The sequence below is a fragment of the Cellvibrio sp. genome (assembly GCF_039207905.1).
GTDB lineage: Bacteria > Pseudomonadota > Gammaproteobacteria > Pseudomonadales > Cellvibrionaceae > Cellvibrio.
In genome coordinates this window covers 37,823-62,075 of record NZ_JBCECX010000019.1, presented here as the reverse complement: position 1 = coordinate 62,075, position 24,253 = coordinate 37,823, and the positions used below count along the sequence as shown (strand labels likewise).

Below are 24,253 nucleotides of genomic sequence, written 5' to 3'. Positions count from 1 at the left end.
CCTAGAAGCGAGTTGCATGTGCAGAATTTATTGACGAAGACACCGCCATGGCTTGCGCAACAGTGGTCGTAATATTTTCGCTGGTTTTACCATCGGTCAATACTACAGTACCTTCATGTGCAATCGCTTTGTGCGCATCAATTGCACCTTGCGCAAGATTCAAGGCAACCGCTTTTTGCCCTTCTTCGGTCGCTGCCGATTTACCAATTGTTGTCAGCGCTTCAGCTTCAGCAATCGCGACCAAACGAATAGCTTCTGCTTTACCGGTTGCTTCCAGAATTTGTGCTTCTTTACTCGCCTCTGCGGCGAGAACTTGCTCCGCCTTCGCAGCTTCTGCATCCAAAACGCGCGCCTGCTTTTGACCTTCAGCTGTGGTAATCGCAGCGATTTTGACACCTTCGGCGGTTAAGATCGCCGAGCGTTTTTGCCGCTCTGCGGTCATTTGTTTTTCCATGTCTTCTTTAATCGACGGCGGAATCGTAATTTCAAGTAACTCAACTATTACCTCATACCTCAGTATAACAATTTAACGAAAGTCGCGGGGAAAGCCTCTTGGAAACGTGACTACGAAGCAATATTGAGAAATTAACGAGTTTCAAACTACCTCATCACATATAACAAATATCTTAGATTCAGTCGGAAATTCGCTAGCTAAATAGTGCACTAGAAAACAGGCCAATGACTTACAGTTGCCAACACCATTGGGTGGTCAATTTAACAACCCCTTACAACTATAGCTATAACTTATCACAAGAAGATGCCTGATATAAAAATTACATGCATATGATTTCCAATAAACTTACGGCTATTCGAAAATATTCCAAAATCTAATTATTTAATCAAAAAAAACAAACTCAATTGTCTGTGCACACACAATTAGACCTTTTTTTAATATAGATACTTAATGTATAAGCAATTTCGAAATAATAACCTTAATTTATTTCTGGTATATTATCGATAGTTAAAATAAATTCATTATTTTTCAATAGCTTTCAGTCCTTCAAAAATATTTCAAAAACTAATTATTTAGTCAAAGAAATGAAACATTCATTTTTGCACATTTTCCGCACTTTCTTTCTAATTTTTTTTGCAGTAGCTTAAAAAAAGATGAGAATTTGAACGCGAGAAATTAAAAATGCTAAACAAACTGAAAATAAAAGCAGTAGTGAGCGTAGGCCTAAATGATAAAAAAATAAAAATCCCTGTGGTACATATTCAGAATCACGGAGTACTAGCTTCGCATGTACGCTACCTGATAGATAAAAGCACGCATAGCCAATCTTGGATGAGAAAATCTGTAAGAGCAATTATTTTGCTTTTAAACTACATCGAAAAGAATACTAGTCTAGTAAAAAATCCACGCCAACTATTTGAAGGCTTTTTCAAAGCACTTGAACTCGGAACTAACAACGAAGAACGAGTCGAAGAAAATGAATTGAACTGGAAAGCTAGGGAGCCTAAGGATGCCAAGGAGCTTGCGAGCCACGTACATCAATTTTTAGAGTATATTTTAGATAACGACTGTATCGAAATATTTTCTGTGTCAGAGCTATTAAAAAATTACTGCCCAGAAAAAGGACTGAGTTACGCAGCCTATCAGCATAAAAAAAACAATGCGTTCATGCCGTACCTGTACAATCAATTTTTGGGCAAACCAGGCTTCAATAAATTCTCAAAATTCTCAGGTGAGAACCCTTCCTCAGCAATTAAAACATATGCTTTCAGCGAGGACTTGTTCATGCCTCTTTTGACGCAAGGATTTAAAGTCGGGGATAGCGGAACTTGGAATGATTGGAATTTTAGAGACATATTAATAACAATTCTTTTACATTGCGGCGGCTTACGAGAATCAGAACCATTTCACCTTTATATCACCGACATATCAGAGGACCCGACTCGAAAGGGTGTGGCGTTAGTAAAACTTCACCATCCATCTCTGGGAAAGTCCCCAAAAGATTTTGGAAAAACCAAAAAAAGATTCGCGACCAGGCAAGAGTACCTGTGGGAAATGTACGGATTAAAACCCCGAAACGAATCCACAGTTAAATCATATCATGCGGGCTGGAAAGAACTGGCGTTGGACAACGATAAAGAGAAATATTGCTACGTTCAATGGTTCCCCACCAGCTCAGGAGCCCTGTTTCTAGAAATCTGGAGACTATATCTTAAAACGCAATACTCTATCGCAGGTGACATAGCGCGACATCCATTCGCATTTACCAACCGACATGGTATGCCAGCTTCTTTATCAAACTACATTCGAGCACATGGAATCGCAATTAATAAAATCGGATATGAAGTGCAGAAGGAACAAGGTACTACTCCACAAGCACATCGTCATGCGTACGGTACACGTTTAAGAAAAGCTGGTTTGAGCCCAATTTTTACAAAAAAGGCAATGCACCACAAATCTATTTCTTCACAACAAGTATACACCCAGCCATCACAGGAAGAGCTGAATAAGCAACTCTCTATCGCTAGTTCAAAAATCGACTCATCCGCGAATGAAAATCTAACTTCGTCAAATCCTGAAAAAACTTTGGTAGATCATTATCCAAATTTTTACCACCACCAATATGGTTCCATTGACCCAATGGGTGTCTTTGCACCGCTTTTTAGCACGTTCCGAGGTGAAAAATAATGGTCAAGCCGTTTCTTTATCAAACTATCGAAGAAGCAAGAATTGCTTCAAAGGCGCTGGGCATAACTTCGCAAAGTGAATACAACAAGCTTAAAAAAAAGGACCCGAAACTTCCCTCGAATCCGCAGACATTCTACAAAGATTGGGTTAATTGGTATCATTATCTTTCGAAAACAACACCTGAGTTTTACGAAAGCTATGCAGATGCATCCGCAGCGACCCAGAAACTTGGTATAAAAAGCGCTGTCGCCTACGAAAAAAAATACATGCTTGATCCCCGTTTGCCGTCTCGTCCGCTTGATACGTACAAGGATGAGTGGCATTCGTGGCTACAATATTGCGGAAAAGTATACAGTACTACTGAAGAAGTAATTTCTGCATTAAAGAAGTTGAATATCAGAACCTACGCAGAATACAAAGTTCGCCGGAAAGAAGATAAAAAGCTTCCCCCCGAACGTCGTCTGAAAAAGTATTACGGGGACGGCGTGCACACCGCGCTGTTCGGGAGTTTTCTTTACCCAACCCTGGACGAGGCCACCGCAGCCGCCCGAGCGATAAAGATTAATAGTTATGACTCCTATCAAAAACTGAGGCATCAAGATCCACGTTTGCCAGCCTCACCTGAAGTCTATTACAAAGACTTTATTAACTGGTACGCATTTCTATTAAACTACTATCCGGACGCCGAAAAAGCACGTAGTGCACTGAAGGAGCATAACGTAGAAACGTTGGAACAATATAATGAAAGAAGGTTAGTTGATCGTGCCCTGCCAAGTAAACCCCATATTCATTACGGATTAAAAACTTTCCGAGAATTTATGGAATTCAGGTATCTAGACCTTGCAGAAACAAAACTCTACTGCGAACAGAATAATATTAAAACACGCGGCGAATATGCCGAGCACGTTCGTAGGAATCGATATTTAAGAAGTACTAATTCGTTGCCAGGCTATGTGAATTCGGAATCCATACTTGTAAAAAAGACCTACTTCGACTCCTGCCCTAACGAATATGCTGAGTGGGTGGATCTCGCCCGGAAATGGTCCGTGTCGGGAACAAGCCTGGATAGAAAAAGAGAGGTCACCAAATCTTTTATCAACAATTATTTATGTAAATTTAATCACCCTACCTCCCCCGGCCCATTTTTTCATTTTCAACATGAAGCAGGAAATATAAGCCATTTATTTGAAAATAATTCAAATCAGAAAACTGTCATTAACAAGATAAGCCTCCTCAATGATTTTTTGAATTATGTATTGGAGACATCTTGTGGAGAAATTGATGATGACACAGGTGACCTATATATCCTGCCTGGCTACAAAAACCCGTTTTTAAAATCGAGCACAAATTTCATAGGCAGCTCCACTCGACCATCTGAGTCAGTGAAGCCAATATTGCCATATAGTTTAGTTGTCAAAGCTCGTGATTGGATTGTACCAACTGACGCGCAAAATTTTTCAAATTTGATTCAAGTTCGTGGCGCAATGGAAGCAGACTGGTTTGAAGTTCCGCCCTACATGGTCGACAAAAATGACCCCGACTGCGTTTGGAGAGTCATTGAGCGCTTTTGTTCAAGTAAACGAAAAGCCTTTTATTATCAACTTTGGTCACCTGTTAGAAGTATCGCTATGTATACATTGCTTCAAGTTCCATTGCGAGGCCAACAGGTCCTTTGGCTCGATAGTGGAGAAGCAGACGAGTGGATACCTCAAATGCACAATACAAATGAGAAAATTATATGGGAGAAGAACCCTAGTTCCATGGTAATGCAGGGCAACGCCAAGGGCTTCGTAAAAAGATTTGTCCGCCATGACACCGAACTTAGTGGCATGAACATCACAACAAATAAATCAGGAACAGGCGGTCAAGGCTACGACGTCTCCTGGATTCCGATGCAGTTAGCGTACTGGATAATAAAATTACGCAACTGGCAAGCCAAATACAATCCAATAAGCACTCCGACCAAATGGACCGAAATTTCTCTGCCTCGGACAATAGACAAAGCCGTCTTAGATGCACGAGGTACCCAGACATTTTTATTTAGAGATCCAACCAAGGTGGAGGAAATAAAATCGCATTCACCAATGTCTACAAACCAAGCATTTGGCAGCGTTTTACCGTGCGTGCTGTGGAATATACAGTCTGAAAAATTACCATTGGCGACCAAGCAAGGCGAATCTGGGGCCTTGGCAACATTTAGCTCTGAGTATACTCCGCATTCGCTTAGAGTCAGCTTGATCACCAGTTACATCTTAGATGGAGAAATTGCAGTTCCGTTCATATCCAAGTTGGTCGGGCATGCATCAATCGTGATGACTATCTACTACACGAAGATTTCGCAACCAGAAATGGCAAGACAATTTGCTGAAGCGGAACAAAAAATGTTTAAAAAGTCAGCCGACCGAATTCAAGACATATTTCTGGCGGGGAAAATTGATGAAGCTAGAAGTGAACTGTTTTCAGTAACAGGGGATTTTATAAATTCGCTTAATGAGAAATGGCCTAGGGCATCATATACGTTTTTTGATTGGGGGATATGCGCAATGTCAGGTGCGGGATGCGATCAAGGTGGTGCGAAAAAAGAAAAAGGTAGTGGATATGAGCCAGTTCCGAAAGGTTTTCTCGGATCTCAAAACTGCCTACATTGTAGATTTTTAATCAGTGGACCGGCATTCCTTGGCGGCCTCACCGCTTTAGCCAATCAAATAATATTGAGTTGTAATGAGCATGCGGAAAAACTTGCGCAATTAGAACTAAATATAAAGAGGCTCGATGAAGAAGAATTTGATTTAAGCGAATCGAATACCCCTTTTGAGAAACATTCTGAACGTGTTATGAACAAAGATGCGTTAGCTAGAGAAACAACAAAATTAGATTCGTTAACAATCGATTTAATTATGTGCTATCGAATTGCAAACACGGCTACAGAAATTCTCAATAAGTCCAACAAAGGAGAAAATCGAACTCAGCTAATCGCATCAGATGCGCAAACATTTTCCATCGGACTTGAAGAGACATATGAATTTAACCAACTCAACAACATTTGTAAAAACGCAGACTTATACATTTTTTCTAATCCTTCTCGTGCTGTACCTCGTCGCTCGCAGCTATTTGACCACTTACTCGATAACAATGGCCTCGCCCCTGTTTTCTTTAAGTTGAGCGTTGAGGATCAGTTGAAAGCTGGAAATCAGATAGCCAACCTACTTCAACATAAGCTTGGCAGCCAGGAAAAACTTGATCGAGCGGTCAAAGGTATAAATACACTACGAGAGCTGATGGACGACGAAAGCTTAAAATCATGTGAAGTTGAGTTAGTTGATATCTTGCAACTCAAATCAAATGGACTGCAACGAAGCGCCGATAGAATCGGAGGCTAAATTGACCGATTTATCTCAAATGGACGAATTTCTCGAACAGCTAAAGTCAGGCAAAACTGAGAAAACGAAACGTTCCCTTGATCTAATAAATTCAATTTGCAAAGATCAAATCGAACGAGGAAGCCAGAATCTGTCTATAGCAATGATTGGGAGGTTGAGTACAGCTATGGGCGGTCCGAGTGTTCAGGCGATTAGAAACACGTCCGGTGCGATTTATCGAACCTTAATCAATGAATGGCACCGAGAGAAAGCACCAGCAAGTAAAAAGCTCAAAAAGAAGACATCAGAAAATTCCTGGATCGAGGAGATTGAACGGCCTAATTTAAAATGGCATGCTGAGGATCTCTATAACCAGTTCATTGCACAGAGGAATGAATTAAATCATCTGAAGCAAATTACAGAACTTCATATTGATCTTCGCCCTCCCCAATCTAGCTCGAATTTCAGTGCAGTTATGCTTACCGAGATAGAACGAAGAGCCCTTGAACACTGCATTTCAAGTGAGGTGATTGAACGTAATCATTGGCAGGTAGATGACAGAGGACAAGTTTTGGGATCACGCAACAATCAAATATTTAAACCTGGTTTTATGTCCGCAATTAAAAAAATACTGGAATCTATGTAAAAAAATCGAACTATTACTTTTGAAGATTTTCAGTCCGCCGAGACCTCCGAGTCGGTATCAACAACCCGTGTTCTAATTCGATAAGTGCCGGAACGGGCTCGTCTGAAAGCATCACCATTTTACATGGCCATTCACCACTTTCAGGCGCCCAGCCGATAGGATTGCTGAATTGCAGGTGCCACACCACACGCCCTTCGTTCGCCTCACCTGAAATCACGACATTGTCCGAATCGCTGCGATCCACGATGAGTTTTAGTGAACTTTGAACGCGGCGGCCTACCCTCGTTGCCCGAGCAGCTCGTTGCCACTCCGGTAGTTGTATTGAGATGGCAACGGCTAGTAAACCGCTTATACCGGCAACAAATAGTAAGAGTACATTTAGCTGCACATGCTCCGATTGGCTAAACGCATATGCGCAGGCAGTTGCGATCAAAGCGGACACAACGGCCACGATCCGCAGAGGCCAATCCTCACCAAATTTTCGCAGGTAGGCGATCTGCTGATCCAAGCTTAAATCTGCACTTGGCATTTTTGTGGACTTCGATTGGCTCATAGCAACGTCCCTAAAATTATCATACTCGGTAGCTAAACTTTAATAATACTGATTCAAAAGATCGAGCGGGATATTTAGCGATGAAAAATTTATTGGGTCTTTCAGGCTCAACGCTTTAACGGTCCAGTATCGTCTCGCCCACAAAAAAGCAGATATCCTAACGTGCAGCCAAGGCCGCTATTCACTCAAACTCAACGAACACAACCGACCAAAAGCAGTCATAATAGAGAAATTGACGTCAATTACGCTATATTTCTGCCGCCTGAAATGCGCCAGTCAGCGTCTTTTTAAAAGATTCATCATAAACAAACCAAAATATTGAATCGGCATAAGATCAAAGATGGCTGAGAACATTCAACAGATGTTTAGAGTGGTGCGTAGAGTTCTGAGACCTAATCCGAAGAGCTACAAAGGTATTCTGCCGATTGGAGGCCTCAGGTAGAGTGGAATCGCTTACGGTAGACCGCAGGTGTAATGCCCACATGCTTTACGAATGACCTACGAAAAGTATCCACGTTGGCAAACCCAACTTTACCTGCAACCTGTTTAGGTGAATCACCGCACTCCTCAAGCAATTCGCGAGCAGCTTTTACGCGTGCTTGCTCGATCCAGGCGGCCGGTGTTTCACCTATGTCAGATGTGAACAATCGAGCAAAATGTCGAGGACTTAATCCTACGTGGTTTGCGAGGGATTCAATCGAGAGTTCGGAAGCAAGATTAGCAAGAGCCCAACGCTGCACCTCTTGCAATGCAGACCGCCCCCCCAAACTGGATTCACCTGCACGGCTGAACTGTAATTGCCCCCCAGGGCGCTTGAAGTACATCACCAAATGGGAGGCCACCTGCTTTGCGATCTCTCTTCCGCAGTCCTCTTCAACCAATGACAAAGCAAGGTCGAGCCCAGCAGTGACGCCTGCCGACGTTCTTAATTTGCCATCGCGAACATAGAGCGCGTCCTCTTCCACGCGGAGAAGAGGATAAGCTTCAGATAACTCCTTAGCACAAGCCCAATGGGTAGTAACTCGTTGTTTTTTCAGCAACCCACATTGCGCCAACAATAAGGCACCAGTACAGACGGAGCCATAACGTCGGGCGCGGTTGGCAGACTCACGAATCCACTCGATAGTAGCGGAGTGCAATTTGCGGGAGCCAGCATTGGGGGCGCCAGCGATAAGGACCGTATCTAACTTCCTTACGACATCTTTTATTGAGCCATCCGCATACAACCTGGCACCTGAGGAGCTTCGAATAGCACCAGCGCTGATACCAACAACAATGCATTGATACAAAACCCTTCCTGCTTGCAAGTTGGCTTGTGCAAATACGTCCAATGGACCCGCGACGTCCAACAATTGAACCCCTGGCAAAGCAAGAATGGCGATTTCTTTCATTACTGTCATATTTCCACCCATGTCTCAATACAACGGATAATGGCAGAATTTCAAACAACACGCCAATTGATGCCAAATGCAATATCAATGAAGATTTGTACTCCACCAAATTTCCACTGGAGTATGTAAATGAACTTGAACCTTAACGGCGTAAAAATTCCTGACTCTGCGCTAGCTCGCGATATTACGGAAATAGTAAGAGAAACGGCTTCGCCGTTACTGTTCCACCATTCAAGCCGGGTGTTTTATTTTGCTGCCTTGGCTGGCCAAAAGCTCGGGCTAAAATACGATGCGGAACTACTATATTGCGGCTGTATGTTCCATGACATGGGGCTGACTCACAAACACAGTAGTGCATGTGATCGATTCGAAGTTGACGGGGCAAACGCGGCTAGCGAATTTTTAAAAAGCAAAGGAATAAATCAGCACGATATTGACACCGTGTGGACTTCAATTGCCTTACACACCACACCAGGGATTCCACAGCATATGCACCCTGTGGTAGCACTGGTAACGGCCGGAGTTGAAATGGATGTACTCGGGCTTACTTACCCTGAATACAGCGATGCGGATCGTGACGCAATCGTAAAAGCACATCCAAGAGGTAGCAATTTTAAAGAGGATATTATTCAAGCATTCTATGATGGCATTAAAAATAAGCCTGAAACGACGTTTGGCAACGTCAAAGCAGACGTTATCGCCACTAAAGAACCTTCATTCAAACCCGGAAATTTTTGCAGTATTATTCGAAACTCCCAGTGGCCCAACTAATACTGTCTTGCGTCGATTTCACAAGGTATAGATGTATCGAACATCAGACCCCTAGGATCAAACTCATATAACGCTTTGGTCGGTCACGGCACGAACGTCGCTGACCGGCCAATTGCGGACATTAGCCACTATTACTTTAATCAATTGCTACGTTGGCTGAAAATTTCGATAAAGCCAATATAAATTCTAAAGCTTTAATTGTTTGGAAGGACTACATTCGTGAAATTTTCTTAGTGAAATTTCCCACACCGATTACTTCAAGACGGCGACCATATAGCCGTAGAATCTATATGGAGTGATAAAGCAAAATGATAATCATCTTTTAAACACAAAATTGATAAAAATGGTGTCTATTTTTCAGAAAGCATTTTTAATATATCGAGTGCCTTCGAGCATGTATAAAATAGATAAGGCTCCTGAATACAAAGTCGCTCAAGCATTGAATGGATTTTCAAAGCAGAATTAGTACTTAAAGGTAAATATACCAATTCGGTGCTCCAACGACCAATATAGTTGGCCCAACCATCAATATCACCATGAGCAGCCGCAGCCACAATGCCCATGGCCAAATAATTTTGAGGGTCCGAATCAACCTCTAAAAAGTCCCTATAAATTCTACTCAGAACAAACAATGAAGAAGCGAGCTTTGTGTTTCTCGACACACATGAAACATGGGCCAATCCTGTCAGTACTTGGTATACAGAATCTTTGTCATGAACAGACCGTAATTGGTGCTGCGCCTCCTCCAGCAAAGTAACTATTCGATCTAAATGCTCCTCATCAATCTTCCAAAAGGGCGCAGAATTAATCAATACTACAAATGATTCTGGGGTTGGATTTTTGTCGATTTTTTTAAAAAGCAAATTTGAAATTTCATCCGGAATCGCAATTGGCTTAGAATTCCCCTCCAATGGACCCGGTAAAAATGCACTTAAAGTTAACCTTTTTCCTTGCACCAAATCTTCAACAATCTCCCTAATGCATTCATTTTTCTCGGCTATATCACATATATTTGACAGGCGCCCATACAATTCATTGATATGTTGTTCAGCAGTCAAATACGACGGCAACCATCGGTGCTCACTTCTCAGATCCACAAATGATTGACAGAAGAAAAACAGGCCTCGTTGCTGAGAGGCCCAATGCTCGATTTTTCCGAATGCAATTCCTTCTAGTAAGGCAACTTTCACAATCAATGCCGACTGAGTCAACGAAGCCAATCGTCTATAGAATGGGGGGGAGTCTTTGAATATTTGTAATCTAGCTAACTCACCATCAACAAATATTGTCATAGAGCAAAATAGGCGTAAATTATCTAAAACATCCTGAGACGTTAGTCGTCTATAAAGACTCCGTATTTCAGTAGCCGCAGTACCAATAAAGTTCTTAATTCCAACTTCAAGGCATGCTATTAAAAGTATCGGATGACCGAGGTCAAGTGCAATTTTAGCGACTTGGAGAAATTCAATAGGATCTATCAAGTATTCAGCGACGACCTTTGATATTGAGCTATGAGAGCAAATCAGAAGATCATTAATATCTATCTTCTTATCGACTCGATTTTCGAAAAATTCTTTTAGTTCATTAGCGCAAAATTCATCAATACCTGCACTCTTGGTATACCGCCCAATTAATCTACTATAATAGCCAGCACTATCTGGTGCCAATGTATTTACATTATTGGTGGAGCCGGAAAATTCCTCTCTGAGGAGTTCTTCCACATGTGCGGGACTACAATCAATATCGAGAAGTAAATCAGAAACATTCTGATCTGAAATAAATGAGCCTGACAGAATCTCTGTCCATTTTGCTGCATCAATTGAGGAAAACATTCCAACCTTTGATTTTTCCTCAAATATTTCTAACCGTTTCTCAACTTGAGAAATTAGCGGCCAGAATGTGGAATTTTTAATCTCGATATTGCCTTTAACTAAAGAAAATGCAGATTTTTCATTTGGTATTGATGATACTGTCCAAGCATTACCGTCCTTGTCAGTCAATTGAAATTTGGCTCCAATTTCTAAAAAAGAATTGCGAACCGCATCGAATAAAATATCTCTAGAGAAAGACACGTTTTCTTCTTTAAAGACTATTGATGTATCAAGCGATATATCTAAAGCCTCTACAAATTCCTTGTCTGACAATAAGTGAGAGTTAATCGATTCCGGCAAAAGACTCATAAAATGAGACGCTAGTTGTTCTCGAACAAAATTAACTCTGGACATCTGCATCTCCCTGAGTCGATAAGTTACAAAAGTCACTCATCTGAGATTTAACTGATTTCATTAAATTGATATAGCTGTAGGGGTCTAATTCCTTTAGCGGGTCCAGCACCGCTGTATCCAACCACATTTTATAATCAATCTTCTTTTCAGCAGATAATGTGTCCGGGACAATGAATATAGAGCTAATCCTAATAAGTTCACCCAAAGTAGCCATACCATCATCTCCTCTAATATCATGGTATTGAGCCCACCCTCGGAAATCTAACAGTTCGTATAGCCAATTTGATCTCACCCAACATTGCTCTGACGTACTATCCATTGACCATAAGTTTTTTAGCTGCTGAGTCATTATTTTCATGGTCTCATGCAACCATTGAGCGTCCCTTGGCAGTTGAACCAGACCAGAAATCCGAAGCAAAAGGAAGTTTTCCTTGAATGCTCGTAGCTGTTTCGTCTGTTTTAACTCACCACTCACAACAGGAGAGTGGGATAAATGAAAACTGAGCTCTTCTGGGTCGATGAAAACGAATGAAAATCCGGCGTCCCTGAGCGCTGATTTAAAATCAAATTTTTGTTGAACTGTGATTATTTGCTTTTGGTAAAGGGATTCAATAAAGTCGAGACTGGTATGGACACGAACACTCCGATCCCCAACTATGATTCTTTCATGCCGATTGAAGAATCGATCATCAATGAGGGCGTCATCGCAAATCTTCAGCATTTCTAAGATTTCCTCTGATGGCAATCCGAATCCAATGGGGTCTGAAGAAGAACGGTCCGCGATTAATGGCATTTCAGCCAATATAATCTTTGCTTCATTTATACCATTACAGAAAACCTTCCTTATATCCTCTAACATTGATCCAGCTTCAACTACAGCTAGATCAAAACTAATCAGCCGTTTATATTTTTCACGTTCATCTTTGTGTGCATAAACTTTAAAGCCCGCTTCAGCAATTCGCTCCAACATATCAGTTGTCATTAGATGGGTTATCGATAACGAATCAAGGTATAAGATTGCGCCGTCCTTTATTTCTATGGTATCCGGCCATTCTTTTTCATGCCTGCTTAAATATCTAAGTGCTCGTGAGCATTGATCTTCAGTTATCACCCCTAGATCATTTACTTTCTTTATCAATTGAGAGCAGGAAATCAAATGGCCACTGTAAGCCGAAAGATCAATTTCTATGTCCTTGAAGGAATCTCCTAACTCATAAAATTGATTGGAACATACAACGTAGGACACTGGCTCATTTGCTGATCCTGATCTCGCTTGCTCCAGCATACAAGCAAGATCTTCGCCCACGTCAATTGATAACTCCGGATTACCAGCTTTTTTAGGGTGGAATATAGAAATTCGAGCATCCGAAACTAACTTTTCGAATCTCTTCGCCCTTGTGATTTGACTCGGCTGATGAAACGAAACCTTTTGCTTCTCCTCATATAACCAACGCATAAAGGAGTGTGGGATAACAATTTTTTCAAAACAATCGAATAGATGATTAAGCAGACCAAGAAAACCTATGACTAATGAACTCGATCTATCAAGAGCAATAACACCTCCACTTATAAAATTCTTTGGTCTGACAGAACTAATGATCGCCATTATTTTTTTTCGCCGTACATCTAACTCCTTAATATTTTCAATAGGTTGAATGAGATAGAAGTCGGACATGGTTCTATTTAATAATTCCATAACAGTAAAAACAGGAGCTGTACTGTCCTCATAAGCTTCGTATATTCGATCATTGCGCTGACGACCGTCAGTCATAATATCCTTCAACTGTTGTAGGGTTGCAGGACGCAACGGTCCGTCATCAGTTGATAGGACAACTGCCTTATTGAGCCATGAAGACACCTCCTGATTATCCTCCCACCCCATTGTAGTAGCAGTAAAATAAGCAGACGCCAGTAACTCTGGCTCATCAGGGTATTTATTCGTAGCGAATTCCAAAATTTGCTTTGCACGGGACGGTGATATTGCTTTCGCTAATAAAGCGGCTTGTAGCAAATCATTTGCACCTAAGCTCTCCCGTTCCCTCCAATTTCTTTCAATAAAGACGTTCAACGCCTCCCAGTCCCCACTGTAGATAGCTAAATTTATCTCAAGCTTTTGAAGCTCAACTTCATTTGAGTAAGATTGCTTGAGAAGTGAAATCTGCTTCTTACTTTCCAGCAAATTTCCCTTTCTAAAGAAAGACCACGCTTTTATGTACTTGTAGTCCGTTACTTCTTACAACCAATTCATTATTACTTATTAGGAATTGGTGAAGTTCATGAAATTGCCCAGCTGCTCCTGCTGCGTTACAAACTCTGATAGCATCTAATTCCTGACCTGTACGATCAAAAAGCTTTTTGCAATATTGATAGAATTTGTCCTTTAAGCCGGAATTTTCTAGTAGATTAACTGCGTAATTTAATTCGTTTAAGGATTGAGTCTCTTCATAATGAGCAATTGCTAATGCGACAGGATCGTTACCTTTAGCCATAGCAATGAGGTTATTCAAGTTTGCAATATCAGCAGTAGGAATACCCTTAGTCACCAAGCTCTCTACGAGTTCCTCGGCATCTTCAATTAATCCTGATCTTGCCAATACCTCAACTTCAAGCATATGTATGGCAACTGAATTGACATGCTTCTCTAGCTGTACTCGATGGGTGTTGATGTATTCAAGTGTTTTCGGGAATGAGTCTTGAACTTGGGCTAACACAAATCTAGCAATACCCAGAGTTGGATTGGAGTTATTCGTTAAAGCGGTCTGGCGATCTATTTCGCACTCTATGGACTCATAATCAATTTTAACTCCAAATGCAAATGCAAGAGGAAGATACTCCAATACATTATTGGTGTAAGTGGCAAAATAGCTTCGAAGAAGCTTCATAGAGTTTTCATGTAAATCGGAATCCCTTAGCTCTAACCATAAAGCGTAATGGTTAGACAAATCCGATACGTCCATTGCGCCAAGGCTCTCAGCTAATCTTGCGCAGTCCCTAAACAGCTCAGCAGATCGCCTTCTCAAAGATATTGAAATGGGGTCGTCTGCCAAAGGAAATTTATCAGCAGCAAGGGGTACTTGCTGCATCACTGATTCGCGAAGCTCGACGGCTTTGACTGCATTTGTCAGAAATGTAAACGCGCAAACTTGAATTAGTGCAGGAAACCCTGTCTGAAGAGGACAATCAATAGACCTCACAACCTCTAAAGCTTTAATCCAATTCTTGGCCGAAAGTAAGGTAACTACAAGGTTAAATTTCCCATCGTCATCTAGATTATGTATGTTTAACTGCGAATCAGAAAACCATCTAATAGCTGATTCATCCCCTTCAATTTTTCTTTTTATTATTAAGAACGCCCCGTAATTTGAAGGAGTAGCTGACTTTAGTAAAATCGATGCAGGATCAGTACTGTTTGCCTCATAAGCATCGATAAATGCTTGAGCCACTTCGGCCTCTTGCGTTATCGAAAGTTTTTTGGATTCCTGTAAGTATTGTGATGCATCTATGTAACGGTCTACGGACAAATACCGAGCCAGCACAGCCAATGCCTTTGCTTTTACGAGAGAAGACCCACCAAACAACTCACCGTTTAAAATACTATCAGCCAAAGAAATGGATTTTTTCTCTGTTTTGAAAGATTTGAAAAATCGAAATAGAGTTATTTCGTTAATCAACTTATTTATTTTTTCGTCTTGTAGATGTGAAACCAAGAATCCTGGAGCTCTTAATTTTTCGATTAATAATGTGGCTGTAATTTCTGGCTGCTGTGTGACAGCCTCCAATATCCTAACTTCACTTATTGGTTCGAATGTTTTGTATTGACGATATGAATCAACCAGAAAAATCAAAATGCTTATTGCTAGGAAAATCCATCCTATGTACTTCTCAGGAGTAGGTATTGGCTCCCTAAAATTTGGGAAAATTTCCTGTTGGCTCAGAAAATAATTAAAAGCATCTAGCCAAAACGGTTCACTAAGGATAGCTATACCCGCAGCCAACAAAGGCAAACTAAGCGCTTTTGCCAATGAGGGCCTAAAAATCAATACTAGGGTTTGGCGAACCTCCGCCCAATCTATTTTCATGAGACTCTCCGGTACATTCGGTAAAAGGCTTATTCAAACGATACGATTTCAATTAGGGAATATTTTCAGGAAGTTTGGATATCTTGCGGCCTTTATTAATTATCAAATAAGGGAGCCTGTCGTCGCACACGACAGCAGCATGTAGACATTTCAGTTTCTAGAAAAACTTCTTCCATAAGGCTTCCATTCGCGTACCAATCACGCCTTTGCCAATATTGTCTAGCCCACGAACCATTACATATAAACCACCTAATATTTGAATTCCTTCGGTTACCCCTAGGCCCGAATAGCTAAATGTTGGGAAAAAGACGTAATAAGACATAATTACACCAACACAGAACTCGAAGGCACCATACGAAAGGCGGAATTTTTCTCTATACCAAAATAACGCCAATCCTAGAATTGGTAATCCAACCATCGTTCCCCAAACAGTAATTGTAGATACCAGTAGTTCTATGTTGGCGTAGCCGATGTTTGCGGCCCCAGAAGCAAGCATTCCAAGCACAAAACTGGTTATCAGATAACGCTTTTGAGAGGAAACAACTTTTTTTGCTTTATCTTCGATTTCTTTATTTAAAGAATCACCTTTGCTCTCATCGATAAACTCAGAGCCAGTAATAGATGTAATATTTCGACTAGATAGAAAATATGCTAACGCTTTATCATTTGTCACTACGCAAGTAGCACCGACTCCTTGTTGCTCAACATAAGCGATAGCTATTCGTGCAATATCAAAGTCTGCCCCACTCAAGCGCTGGACATTTCTGTCGGATTGAACAAGATCGTTTTTAAGCTTTCCAGGCGCTTCAACTATATCTACACCAGCAGGGATTGAAGATACGACAAGATCAGCGATATCTGACCATTTGCTCCCCCTTCCTCTAAGAGAAAGCTCTTCCAGTACAGCTCTTGGGATAACTAGTTTCCGATTTCCAGCTCTAGACAATATCTGTGGATGTTGCAGTAAAACGCTCGTATCAATTATGTATCTACTCGTCATAAATCTTCCTGATTTCTAACAACTTATTGGATAGTTATAGCTATGTATCGGTTTAATTATTTTCCAATGGCACTTGACAACTACTTCAATATTCATAGGTATATCGTTAAAAGCAAAATAATATTGAAGATGTATGGTACTGACTTTTATCTCCGGCATAAGTCCGCTTTGGGCACGAAGGAGACTGATATCACGCCGACTCACTGGCGTCAATTACCTCACATTTCCGACCACTGATCACGTTACAATTAGTAATATTTGAAGCAGCCAAGAAACGTAAAAATGAATGATTTGTTCGAAAACGAAAAGGTTGGTAGCCGAGAAAGGCTAGGCAATGATGCGTTTGTTTTAAAGGGCTTTTCACTTGCTATTGCTGATGATTTATTAGCAACGGTGGCGGTTATCGAAACCATATCCCCATTTCGACATATGATGACACCGGGCGGCTTCACAATGTCAGTAGCTCTAACTAACTGCGGCCAGCTTGGATGGACTTCGGATCGGCGGGGTTATCGATACACATCAGTCGATCCCATCACGGGCAATCCTTGGCCCACAATGCCAACACAATTTTTGGAGTTAGCTCAGGCAGCCGCCAATGAGGTGGGATTTGCAGACTTCATTCCAGACGCATGTTTAATTAATCGATATGTGCCTGGCACCAAGCTGTCTCTTCATCAGGATAAAGACGAACAAGATCTTGGGGCACCCATCGTATCTGTATCACTTGGAATACCAGCAGTTTTTCAATTTGGCGGTTTTGAACGGAGTGATCCAAAAACCAAGACTCCGTTATTCCACGGGGACGTGGTAGTTTGGGGAGGGGCTGATCGGTTGAGATATCACGGCATACTACCAATCAAAAACAATACTCACTCAACGTTGGGAGAACAACGAATCAATCTGACTTTTCGAAAGGCAAGTTTTAGTGAATTGAAAAGCTAATTGTATGCCTGAAATTTGCGTGAATCGCGACAGTAATACTGACATCAACTTTTGAGATTATCAGCCAGCATTTTAATTGTGCGCGCATCTCGCGCGCCACCAAAAAAATATTCGAGAGCACCAGTGAAAATTGTCTCGGAAGGATCTGCTAACGTGAACAGTGTAAGACAAGATCTGAATTTCAAAGCGTCAAGCTCACCTAAAATTGAATCTGCTGCCATAGACCGGTGCGCAAGCATCGCGTTGGTTGCTTCTCTGAGGCGCGGCCCTAGTATCGGGTGAACTAAATAGGCGCGGGCTTCTGCCAAGCTCTCCACACCATAAGTATGAGAAGCGGAGCTAGCCCCCAACCCTCTTAGCTGCGGAAAGACATACCAAATCCAATGCGAACGCTTTTTTCCATCGCGAAGCTCTTCCAAAGCAATATCGTAAGAGTCCTTCTGCGCATCAAGGAAGCGGTCAAGTTGGAATTCCTTTGATTTCATAAAATCACCTGATCGATATTTGCTTGCTGTCTAATCCATCAAGACTGAATATTTAAAAGCGTCCCGTCGCTTTTTAACAATTGATCTCCATCCATATATCCCAGTATCTCATCCTCATCAACCAGCTGCCCGGACTCATTTAAAATACCTACGCATGTATTCGTGGGATATTCATACAAGCGACTATCCAGGAAATAGCCGAATGGCAATCCATCGGATGTAAACACTTTATGTTGTTTTCCAGCCTCCATAATATTCCTCTCTACAATAAATAGTTTAACGATTCATCAGGTAATCATTATTTCATGGCAGGCTTAGCGCCTAATTTTTTCCACATAGCCGCCGTGATTTTTTGATTCTTTTGATAGCGTGTTCCGGAATAATTTCCCCACGGATTCGATTTCAATTTATCGAAGCATTCATGAAGATTATGAATATTCCAATGATCTGGTATCTTGATTTTATCCAGTTCTTCCCGGGCAATCGGGACCGATACAGCAAGACCAGGCCTAGCTCGCACAGAGAAAGCGCATACTGTGCTAGCGCCACGTGAGTTTCTAAGGTAATCAATGAATATTTTTCCAATCCTGTTTTTCGGCCCCATTTTGGCAACGAATCGTTCTGGAATTTGCCGAGCCATAAACTCTGATATCGATTTGGCAAATTGCTTCACCGCATCCCAACCAGCATCTGGCGTTAATGGAACGATAATGTGCATTCCTTTACCACCCGATGTTTTTAAAAACGCTGTAAGTTTTAGCTCATCCAATACCGCCAGCGTGAGTTTGGTTGCCTCCACAACACTACGCCAAGGTAGTGCAGGATCAGGGTCAAGATCCAAAACAAATCGGTCTGGGGCTTCAATGTTGTTGGTGGTTGAACCCCAGGTATGAAGTTCAATGGTATTCATCTGCACGCAGCCGATCAGACATTGAACACTATCGATAGCCATTAATGGTGCATGGTCTGGATCAAACTTTTGGTCTAAATGAACTATATGTGGAATACCTCTACCTTCAGCGTGCTTTTGGAAAAATTGCTCACCAGCGATTCCATCTGGTGCGCGAAGAAGGGAAACAGGCCGGTCTTCTAGGTGAGGTAAGATAAATTCAGAAATAGTATTGTAAAATTCTGCGAGTTCGAACTTAGTGCCACCGCTGGCGGCATCAATAATTCTTTCAGGATGGGTTATAGGAATATTCGCAACCTCAACCTGACCACCCTTAGCTTTTGTTGAAGTGGTAGGTATTTCATTTGATTTCTTTGCATCCTTGCTAGAAGGTGCTGAGCTAATTTGATCGACGGATTTCGGTTGTTCGCGAATAATGTCTTTTGCAGGCTTGTCAGTACGTAGGGAGATAAAGGACGCTTGACGAAGAACTCCCTCCCCGGTCCATTCAGCAAATTCCACTTCACAGATGAGTTTTGGTTTAATCCAATGAACACCTCGCGCTTGCACTCCGGTCAATTTGGTTGTCACTGGAGATTTTGCTTGCTCTAAGGCTTTCATTTTCTTATGCATATCATCCAGGCGTTTCGTGTCAAAGCCCGTGCCGACACGACCAGCATAAATGAGTTCGGGCGAGTGCAGCTCCTTATTCACGGCCAATAAAATTGCACCAAAGCCGCTGCGGCTTCCCTGAGGATCGGTGTAACCTACTATTACAAACTCTTGCCTGAGCCTACATTTGAGTTTGATCCAATCATCGCTGCGCCGGGAAACATAGGTGCTGCCAACTCGCTTGCCAATCACCCCTTCAAGCGACATAGCACAAGCGCTTTGTACAATACTGCGGTGATCAGCTTCAAAAGTACCTGAATAGCGGAGCGGGCTTTTTGAGCTACGAGGGATAATTTTTTTTAATCGTTTCCTTCGCTCCTCCATCGGCAGCTCACGCAAGTCCTCGTTATTCAGATAAGGGGCGTCGAATAGATAAAAGATGATGTCATTACTCAGGTTCAACTCAAATGCGTTTTGCAATGCTTGAAAACTGGGTAGCCCATTCTCGTTCAGTACAACCATTTCACCATCAAGCCAACTATCCTTAAGCTTCAGACCTTCAATCGCTTTTACCTGAACTGGCAGGCGATGAGTCCAATCATTCCCGTTTCGGGTGAATAGGCTTACTTTCCCTTTCAATACTCTTGCGAGCATTCGGTAACCATCGAATTTTATTTCATAAACCCAATCGCCCATGGGTGGCTCACTGACAAGTGTCGCGAGCTGTGGCGAAAAAGACTCAGGAATAGAAATGGATTTCGCTTTTGTATCAGTAGCTACTTTTTTTATCGATGCGGAAGTTTTCTTTAACTGGGTATTAGTCTTGTTTCGCGTGGTGGAGGTTACCTTTGATTTAGCTATTGTGCCCTGCTCTCCAGGGAGTACATCCCCCGTGATTATGCTTTCAGGCCGCTCAAATAGAATATCGTACTCGGCAGAGGGGCGAGCCACACTGTCCCGCTCTTTAATTAACAACCACTGTGCTTTATCGCTATCACCACGGCCTCGCGTACGCACGAGCGCCCAATCACCACTGAGCTTTTCTCCGATTAGCGTGAACTTTAACTTCCCCGCTTTAAAAGCAGCCGCTGCATCGCCATGCGGTTTCCAAATTCCCTGATCCCAAATAATCATATCTCCACCACCGTATTGGCCGTGGGGAATATGTCCCTCAAATTTTGCATAACTTAGTGGATGGTCTTCAGTGGGGATGGCCATGCGCTTGTGTACAGGATCTAAACTGGGCCCTTTCGGAACGGCCCAGCTTTTTAGTGTTCCATCAAGTTCGATACGAAAATCGTAATGAAGTCCTCGTGCATCATGCTTCTGCACAACAAATTGCAAAGCGTGAACGCCACGCTTACGACTCGGAACATCCTCATCTGCTGGCTCTGGAGTGATATCAAAGTTACGTTTCTTGTTATATTCGCTTTCAAGCCGAGCCATCGTTCACCTCCAGGGTTACAGCGCAGCGCCCACAGTTAATTGCTCCGAAGACTATTTGCTCGACGCTTTCTTTGGCGCGCGTTTTGGCTTAGCAGCGGCAGCTTTTTTTGGTGCTGCTGACTTGCTCGTGGTGGAGGCAGTAGCTTTTTTTGGGCGAGCTGTTGTTGCCGCTGGTTTTGATGTGGCTGTCTTCTTCACAACAGTCGATGGTTTTGCACGAGGCTTGGTCGCTTTGCTGCCACCAAGGCTGCGTTTAAGTAATTCTGTCAGATCAATAATATCCGCAGTCTTGCGAGGCTCTTCTCCAGCTTCTGTTTCAACATCCTCAATCTTGCCTTCCGCTGCCTTTTTATCGACTAAGGCCATAATTTTTTCCTGGAAGGTATCTCGATATTCTTCCGGGCTCCAATTGCCCTTCATATCGGCGACCAACCGTTTTGCCATATCCTTTTCCGCTTTGGACAGGGTTACTTTGGTAGTTGCAGTAGTTAATTCGAGTGTATCGAGGCTTCGTACTTCGCTTGGCCAACGCAATAAAATTAATACCAAGGCCGAATCAATTGGCATCACAGCCGCCAAGTGTTGTTTGGTGTGTAATATCACACTCGCTAAGCCAACCGTCCCCGTATCCGAAAGTGTCTCACGCAAAAGAGTGTATACCTTCTCACCTCGTTTATCGGGTGCCAAATAGTAAGGTGTATCGATGTTAGTGAGAGGAATATCAGCGCTATTCAGAAAAGAAAATATTTCAATAGTTTGTGTGGATTTTGGATGAGCGGACTTTATTTCTTCATCGCTTAACAAAATATATTTCCCTTTTTCGTGCTGAATTCCCTTCACGATATTTTCCTTCTTAACCTCTTTACCTGAGACTTTATTAACGCGCTTATATCCAACACGTTCCATAGTGCGCTTGTCTAACCAGTCAAAATCAATGGTTTCTGAAGCCGTGGCTGACTGAAGAGCTACCGGAATATGAACCAGACCAAAACTAATCGCGCCTTTCCAAATTGAACGAGCCATAGCTATTCCCGCCAGTTGATTGTGATTACGTTAATTAGAGGGATACTCCGTCTTTGAATATGACTCTTCCAAAACGGTTTATATCTTGAATTTGGCTGAGCATATTGTCCGCAGAGTCTTCTGCGTCTGACTCAGAAATAATGTTAGGTGCAATCACCCACAGTATTCGTGCAACGCCATTTGGTGCTTTACGTTGGTATCCGATCAGCCCTGCATATCCCTGCTCATACCTCATGCTGTCGGTCCAAGCCATGTAATGTTGAAATTCTTTAATCATTTTGCGATACCTACAATTGGTGATGAAGAGGCCAAATGCCACATCAACAAAAAAGTGTCAGCGTTAAACGATAGCCTTCGATACTACTCCGTTAAACAACATCGAAAATGTACGATTACACACAGATATACATGTAAATTTGGCGGAAGATCAAATGTATCAAATACAAATCGAATTACTACTTGTTAGCTGAGAGGGACTAGATATGAATCAAAAGAAATCGATCAAACCAATTATCGTTGCTGGCGGAGTGTTGATATTAACTTTCCTGGTGGGATTTGTGACCGGCGGCATTCAAAAGACCTATGATCCGGAGGATTGTAACAATACGATTAAAGAACAAGAGAAGGTTGAATAATTTATCAATCTACCATTTTATAGGTGATGAAAATGACTTCAAAAAAAGACGAAGATTACCAACATGCTAATCGCGCTAGAACTGGTCCAGCTAAACGTATGACCGGAGGCGATTTAACAGATGACATAGAGATTAATGACCCATGTGCGCCTCACAAAAAACAAGCTAAAAAATGCTTGACGCAACCCACCGCCAGCTCGCCTCGTCCCAGAGAGGCAGAAATAAAGGATGACCCCGGAACAATTTGATAATCATAATAAATACTTCATCTGCAATCTTTAGTGAAAACAATTTATTAAGGTGCCACCTAAAAATCAAAACTGATCCCAGCTTGGATAAGTGAGCATGACGTTAGATCAATCATCGATTTACATCGGAACTAGCGGTATTGTATTACTAGGCAATAAAACCACTTTTCCTGAAGAATTTCGATCAAGCACTAGATTGCAATACTACAGTTCAATATTTAACTCGTTAGAGATAAACAGTTCTTTTTATAAACTTCCTCAAGCTAAGACATTCGCTAAATGGAGTCACGAAGTTACAGAAAACTTCACTTTCAGTGTAAAACTATCGCAATCGATAACCCATGCTGATAAATTAAATTTTGAAGTAGAAGATATTGAAAAATTTACTTCCGCAACAAAAGAATTGGAAAAGCACAAAGGCGCCGTGCTAATTCAATTTCCTGCAAACATAACCGTAGATTACTCTGAAAAGGTGCTAAACATACTTCACCACTTAACATCGTTGCATACATGTTCCTCCTGGAAATTAGCGGTCGAGGTTCGGCATAAAAGTTGGTATACAAATGATTTCTATGCGGCGCTCCAACGACATCATGCATCACTCGTATTTCATGATATGCCCGGATCGAGAACTCCGATGGATCAAACTGCAACTGAATTTATCTACGTGCGGTTCCATGGCTCATCAGGGAAATATACAGGCACCTACGATGTAGGAATAATTGAAGACTATGCCCAACGGATACGACAATGGAAAAATGAAGGGAAAACCGTATTTGTCTATTTTAACAACACCATAGGTGACGCTTATAACAATGCGCTTACACTTCAAAGGATGCTGAATCTATAATCCCAAAATCATTATTTATAGAATTTTATTCACCGCATTAATGCAAACTTAAACGCCAGAAGATCATTTAGACATATTTTTGCGATAGCTAATAGTTCATTTATCCACTAGGATCTCTCTTCCGAGTTAGAAATTCAAAAGGACATCTTCATGTCAACTTTTAGAATTGATCCGATTTTTCACACTCTGGACGATGGTTCTGAAGTGGAAATATATCTTGTGATGGGACCTAGCGGCGTAGTCCTTCGCTCGTTCGCAAACAAGGAAGACGCTGCATCTCATGTCCGTAAACTATCCACGCGCTTGCGCAAAATGACTGATAAGACCGCTTCAGATCTGAATGTAACTCCGCCACTAAAAAAGAAAGCCTAAACTACCTGGTTCTCTCAATACCGTCCTTCAGTACATTATAAATCCCGGTAGAGTGATTATCTGACATGTATCACTTCGCTAAT

General features: G+C 41.9%; 20 protein-coding genes. 9 read left to right on the top strand and 11 right to left on the bottom strand.

The genetic code is table 11. The features are described 5' to 3' along the window. Window position 1: 1 nt before the first annotated feature. Complete coding sequence (locus AAGC78_RS12955) at window positions 2-442, bottom strand: band-7 C-terminal domain-containing protein (protein ID WP_435784507.1); 441 nt, start codon at window positions 440-442, stop codon at window positions 2-4. Window positions 443-1,135: 693 nt separating this feature from the next. On the opposite strand from AAGC78_RS12955, the gene gmtY reads away from it, so the two are divergent. Genes gmtY through gmtX form a run of 3 tightly spaced genes read left to right on the top strand, consistent with a single transcriptional unit; the run spans window position 1,136 to window position 6,646 of the window. Further along, entirely contained in the window at window positions 1,136-2,641 is a 1,506-nt protein-coding gene (gene gmtY, locus AAGC78_RS12950; RefSeq protein WP_435784506.1) for a gamma-mobile-trio recombinase GmtY, read from the top strand. After that, complete coding sequence (gene gmtZ / locus AAGC78_RS12945) at window positions 2,641-6,021, top strand: gamma-mobile-trio integrase GmtZ (RefSeq protein WP_435784505.1); 3,381 nt, start codon at window positions 2,641-2,643, stop codon at window positions 6,019-6,021. Before gmtY ends, gmtZ begins: the two co-directional genes overlap by 1 nt. A gap of 1 nt (window position 6,022) precedes the next feature. Continuing rightward, the gene (gene gmtX / locus AAGC78_RS12940; protein ID WP_435784504.1) at window positions 6,023-6,646 is read left to right on the top strand and encodes a gamma-mobile-trio protein GmtX; all 624 of its coding nucleotides are present in this window, start codon (window positions 6,023-6,025) and stop codon (window positions 6,644-6,646) included. A 13-nt stretch (window positions 6,647-6,659) separates the two neighbouring features. On the opposite strand, the gene AAGC78_RS12935 is transcribed toward gmtX, so the two are convergent. Then, entirely contained in the window at window positions 6,660-7,199 is a 540-nt protein-coding gene (locus AAGC78_RS12935; RefSeq protein WP_435784503.1) for a hypothetical protein, read from the bottom strand. 434 nt (window positions 7,200-7,633) lie between these two features. After that, window positions 7,634-8,590 (bottom strand): GlxA family transcriptional regulator, encoded by a 957-nt coding sequence (locus AAGC78_RS12930; RefSeq protein ID WP_435784547.1) that lies wholly within the window; start codon window positions 8,588-8,590, stop codon window positions 7,634-7,636. A 129-nt stretch (window positions 8,591-8,719) separates the two neighbouring features. On the opposite strand from AAGC78_RS12930, the gene AAGC78_RS12925 reads away from it, so the two are divergent. Continuing rightward, a complete protein-coding gene (locus AAGC78_RS12925; protein ID WP_435784502.1) occupies window positions 8,720-9,361 on the top strand; it encodes an HD domain-containing protein in 642 nt (213 codons plus the stop codon). Window positions 9,362-9,711: 350 nt separating this feature from the next. Here the strand turns inward: AAGC78_RS12925 and AAGC78_RS12920 are convergent, their stop codons facing one another. The 4 genes from AAGC78_RS12920 to AAGC78_RS12905 form a co-directional block, all read right to left on the bottom strand. Beyond that, complete coding sequence (locus AAGC78_RS12920; RefSeq protein ID WP_435784501.1) at window positions 9,712-11,586, bottom strand: hypothetical protein; 1,875 nt, start codon at window positions 11,584-11,586, stop codon at window positions 9,712-9,714. After that, window positions 11,573-13,765, bottom strand: a complete 2,193-nt coding sequence (locus tag AAGC78_RS12915) for an HTH domain-containing protein (RefSeq protein ID WP_435784500.1) — start codon at window positions 13,763-13,765, stop codon at window positions 11,573-11,575. Before AAGC78_RS12915 ends, AAGC78_RS12920 begins: the two co-directional genes overlap by 14 nt. Window positions 13,766-13,775: 10 nt before the next feature. Further along, complete coding sequence (locus tag AAGC78_RS12910; protein WP_435784499.1) at window positions 13,776-15,665, bottom strand: hypothetical protein; 1,890 nt, start codon at window positions 15,663-15,665, stop codon at window positions 13,776-13,778. A 157-nt stretch (window positions 15,666-15,822) separates the two neighbouring features. Continuing rightward, a complete protein-coding gene (locus tag AAGC78_RS12905) occupies window positions 15,823-16,665 on the bottom strand; it encodes a PIN domain-containing protein (protein ID WP_435784498.1) in 843 nt (280 codons plus the stop codon). Between the two features lie 282 nt (window positions 16,666-16,947). Between AAGC78_RS12905 and alkB the strand changes: the two genes are divergently transcribed. Further along, window positions 16,948-17,610: a DNA oxidative demethylase AlkB gene (alkB, locus tag AAGC78_RS12900; protein WP_435784497.1), complete on the top strand. Its 663-nt coding sequence runs from the start codon at window positions 16,948-16,950 to the stop codon at window positions 17,608-17,610. Window positions 17,611-17,654: 44 nt separating this feature from the next. Here alkB and AAGC78_RS12895 read toward each other — a convergent pair whose 3' ends face one another. From AAGC78_RS12895 to AAGC78_RS12880, 4 genes are all read right to left on the bottom strand, one after another. Further along, window positions 17,655-18,095 carry a DUF1810 domain-containing protein gene (locus tag AAGC78_RS12895; RefSeq protein WP_435784496.1) on the bottom strand — a complete coding sequence of 147 codons (441 nt, stop codon included), beginning with the start codon at window positions 18,093-18,095 and terminating at the stop codon, window positions 17,655-17,657. A 298-nt stretch (window positions 18,096-18,393) separates the two neighbouring features. Further along, a complete protein-coding gene (gene ligD, locus AAGC78_RS12890) occupies window positions 18,394-21,042 on the bottom strand; it encodes a DNA ligase D (protein WP_435784495.1) in 2,649 nt (882 codons plus the stop codon). A gap of 51 nt (window positions 21,043-21,093) precedes the next feature. Beyond that, on the bottom strand, window positions 21,094-22,065 hold the full coding sequence (locus AAGC78_RS12885; protein WP_435784494.1) for a Ku protein: 972 nt from the start codon (window positions 22,063-22,065) through the stop codon (window positions 21,094-21,096). Window positions 22,066-22,099: 34 nt separating this feature from the next. Continuing rightward, entirely contained in the window at window positions 22,100-22,342 is a 243-nt protein-coding gene (locus AAGC78_RS12880; protein WP_435784493.1) for a hypothetical protein, read from the bottom strand. A 205-nt stretch (window positions 22,343-22,547) separates the two neighbouring features. On the opposite strand from AAGC78_RS12880, the gene AAGC78_RS12875 reads away from it, so the two are divergent. From AAGC78_RS12875 to AAGC78_RS12860, 4 genes are all read left to right on the top strand, one after another. Further along, a complete protein-coding gene (locus AAGC78_RS12875; protein WP_435784492.1) occupies window positions 22,548-22,700 on the top strand; it encodes a hypothetical protein in 153 nt (50 codons plus the stop codon). A gap of 32 nt (window positions 22,701-22,732) precedes the next feature. Beyond that, window positions 22,733-22,948 (top strand): hypothetical protein, encoded by a 216-nt coding sequence (locus AAGC78_RS12870; RefSeq protein ID WP_435784491.1) that lies wholly within the window; start codon window positions 22,733-22,735, stop codon window positions 22,946-22,948. 97 nt (window positions 22,949-23,045) lie between these two features. Beyond that, window positions 23,046-23,798 carry a DUF72 domain-containing protein gene (locus tag AAGC78_RS12865; protein ID WP_435784490.1) on the top strand — a complete coding sequence of 251 codons (753 nt, stop codon included), beginning with the start codon at window positions 23,046-23,048 and terminating at the stop codon, window positions 23,796-23,798. A 150-nt stretch (window positions 23,799-23,948) separates the two neighbouring features. Further along, window positions 23,949-24,170 carry a hypothetical protein gene (locus AAGC78_RS12860; protein ID WP_435784489.1) on the top strand — a complete coding sequence of 74 codons (222 nt, stop codon included), beginning with the start codon at window positions 23,949-23,951 and terminating at the stop codon, window positions 24,168-24,170. Window positions 24,171-24,253 lie beyond the last annotated feature (83 nt).

Excerpts from the sequence above, each read along its gene's own strand:
- AAGC78_RS12885 (WP_435784494.1), bottom strand. The coding sequence starts at position 22,065 with ATGGCTCGTTCAATTTGGAAAGGCGCGATTAGTTTTGGTCTGGTTCAT.
- AAGC78_RS12870 (WP_435784491.1), top strand. The coding sequence starts at position 22,733 with ATGACTTCAAAAAAAGACGAAGATTACCAACATGCTAATCGCGCTAGA.
- AAGC78_RS12930 (WP_435784547.1), bottom strand. The coding sequence starts at position 8,590 with ATGAAAGAAATCGCCATTCTTGCTTTGCCAGGGGTTCAATTGTTGGAC.
- AAGC78_RS12935 (WP_435784503.1), bottom strand. The coding sequence starts at position 7,199 with ATGAGCCAATCGAAGTCCACAAAAATGCCAAGTGCAGATTTAAGCTTG.
- AAGC78_RS12920 (WP_435784501.1), bottom strand. The coding sequence starts at position 11,586 with ATGTCCAGAGTTAATTTTGTTCGAGAACAACTAGCGTCTCATTTTATG.
- AAGC78_RS12910 (WP_435784499.1), bottom strand. The coding sequence starts at position 15,665 with ATGAAAATAGATTGGGCGGAGGTTCGCCAAACCCTAGTATTGATTTTT.
- AAGC78_RS12925 (WP_435784502.1), top strand. The coding sequence starts at position 8,720 with ATGAACTTGAACCTTAACGGCGTAAAAATTCCTGACTCTGCGCTAGCT.
- AAGC78_RS12895 (WP_435784496.1), bottom strand. The coding sequence starts at position 18,095 with ATGAAATCAAAGGAATTCCAACTTGACCGCTTCCTTGATGCGCAGAAG.
- gmtY (WP_435784506.1), top strand. The coding sequence starts at position 1,136 with ATGCTAAACAAACTGAAAATAAAAGCAGTAGTGAGCGTAGGCCTAAAT.
- gmtZ (WP_435784505.1), top strand. The coding sequence starts at position 2,641 with ATGGTCAAGCCGTTTCTTTATCAAACTATCGAAGAAGCAAGAATTGCT.
- ligD (WP_435784495.1), bottom strand. The coding sequence starts at position 21,042 with ATGGCTCGGCTTGAAAGCGAATATAACAAGAAACGTAACTTTGATATC.
- AAGC78_RS12860 (WP_435784489.1), top strand. The coding sequence starts at position 23,949 with ATGTCAACTTTTAGAATTGATCCGATTTTTCACACTCTGGACGATGGT.
- AAGC78_RS12865 (WP_435784490.1), top strand. The coding sequence starts at position 23,046 with ATGACGTTAGATCAATCATCGATTTACATCGGAACTAGCGGTATTGTA.
- alkB (WP_435784497.1), top strand. The coding sequence starts at position 16,948 with ATGAATGATTTGTTCGAAAACGAAAAGGTTGGTAGCCGAGAAAGGCTA.
- AAGC78_RS12905 (WP_435784498.1), bottom strand. The coding sequence starts at position 16,665 with ATGACGAGTAGATACATAATTGATACGAGCGTTTTACTGCAACATCCA.
- AAGC78_RS12880 (WP_435784493.1), bottom strand. The coding sequence starts at position 22,342 with ATGATTAAAGAATTTCAACATTACATGGCTTGGACCGACAGCATGAGG.
- AAGC78_RS12955 (WP_435784507.1), bottom strand. The coding sequence starts at position 442 with ATGACCGCAGAGCGGCAAAAACGCTCGGCGATCTTAACCGCCGAAGGT.
- AAGC78_RS12875 (WP_435784492.1), top strand. The coding sequence starts at position 22,548 with ATGAATCAAAAGAAATCGATCAAACCAATTATCGTTGCTGGCGGAGTG.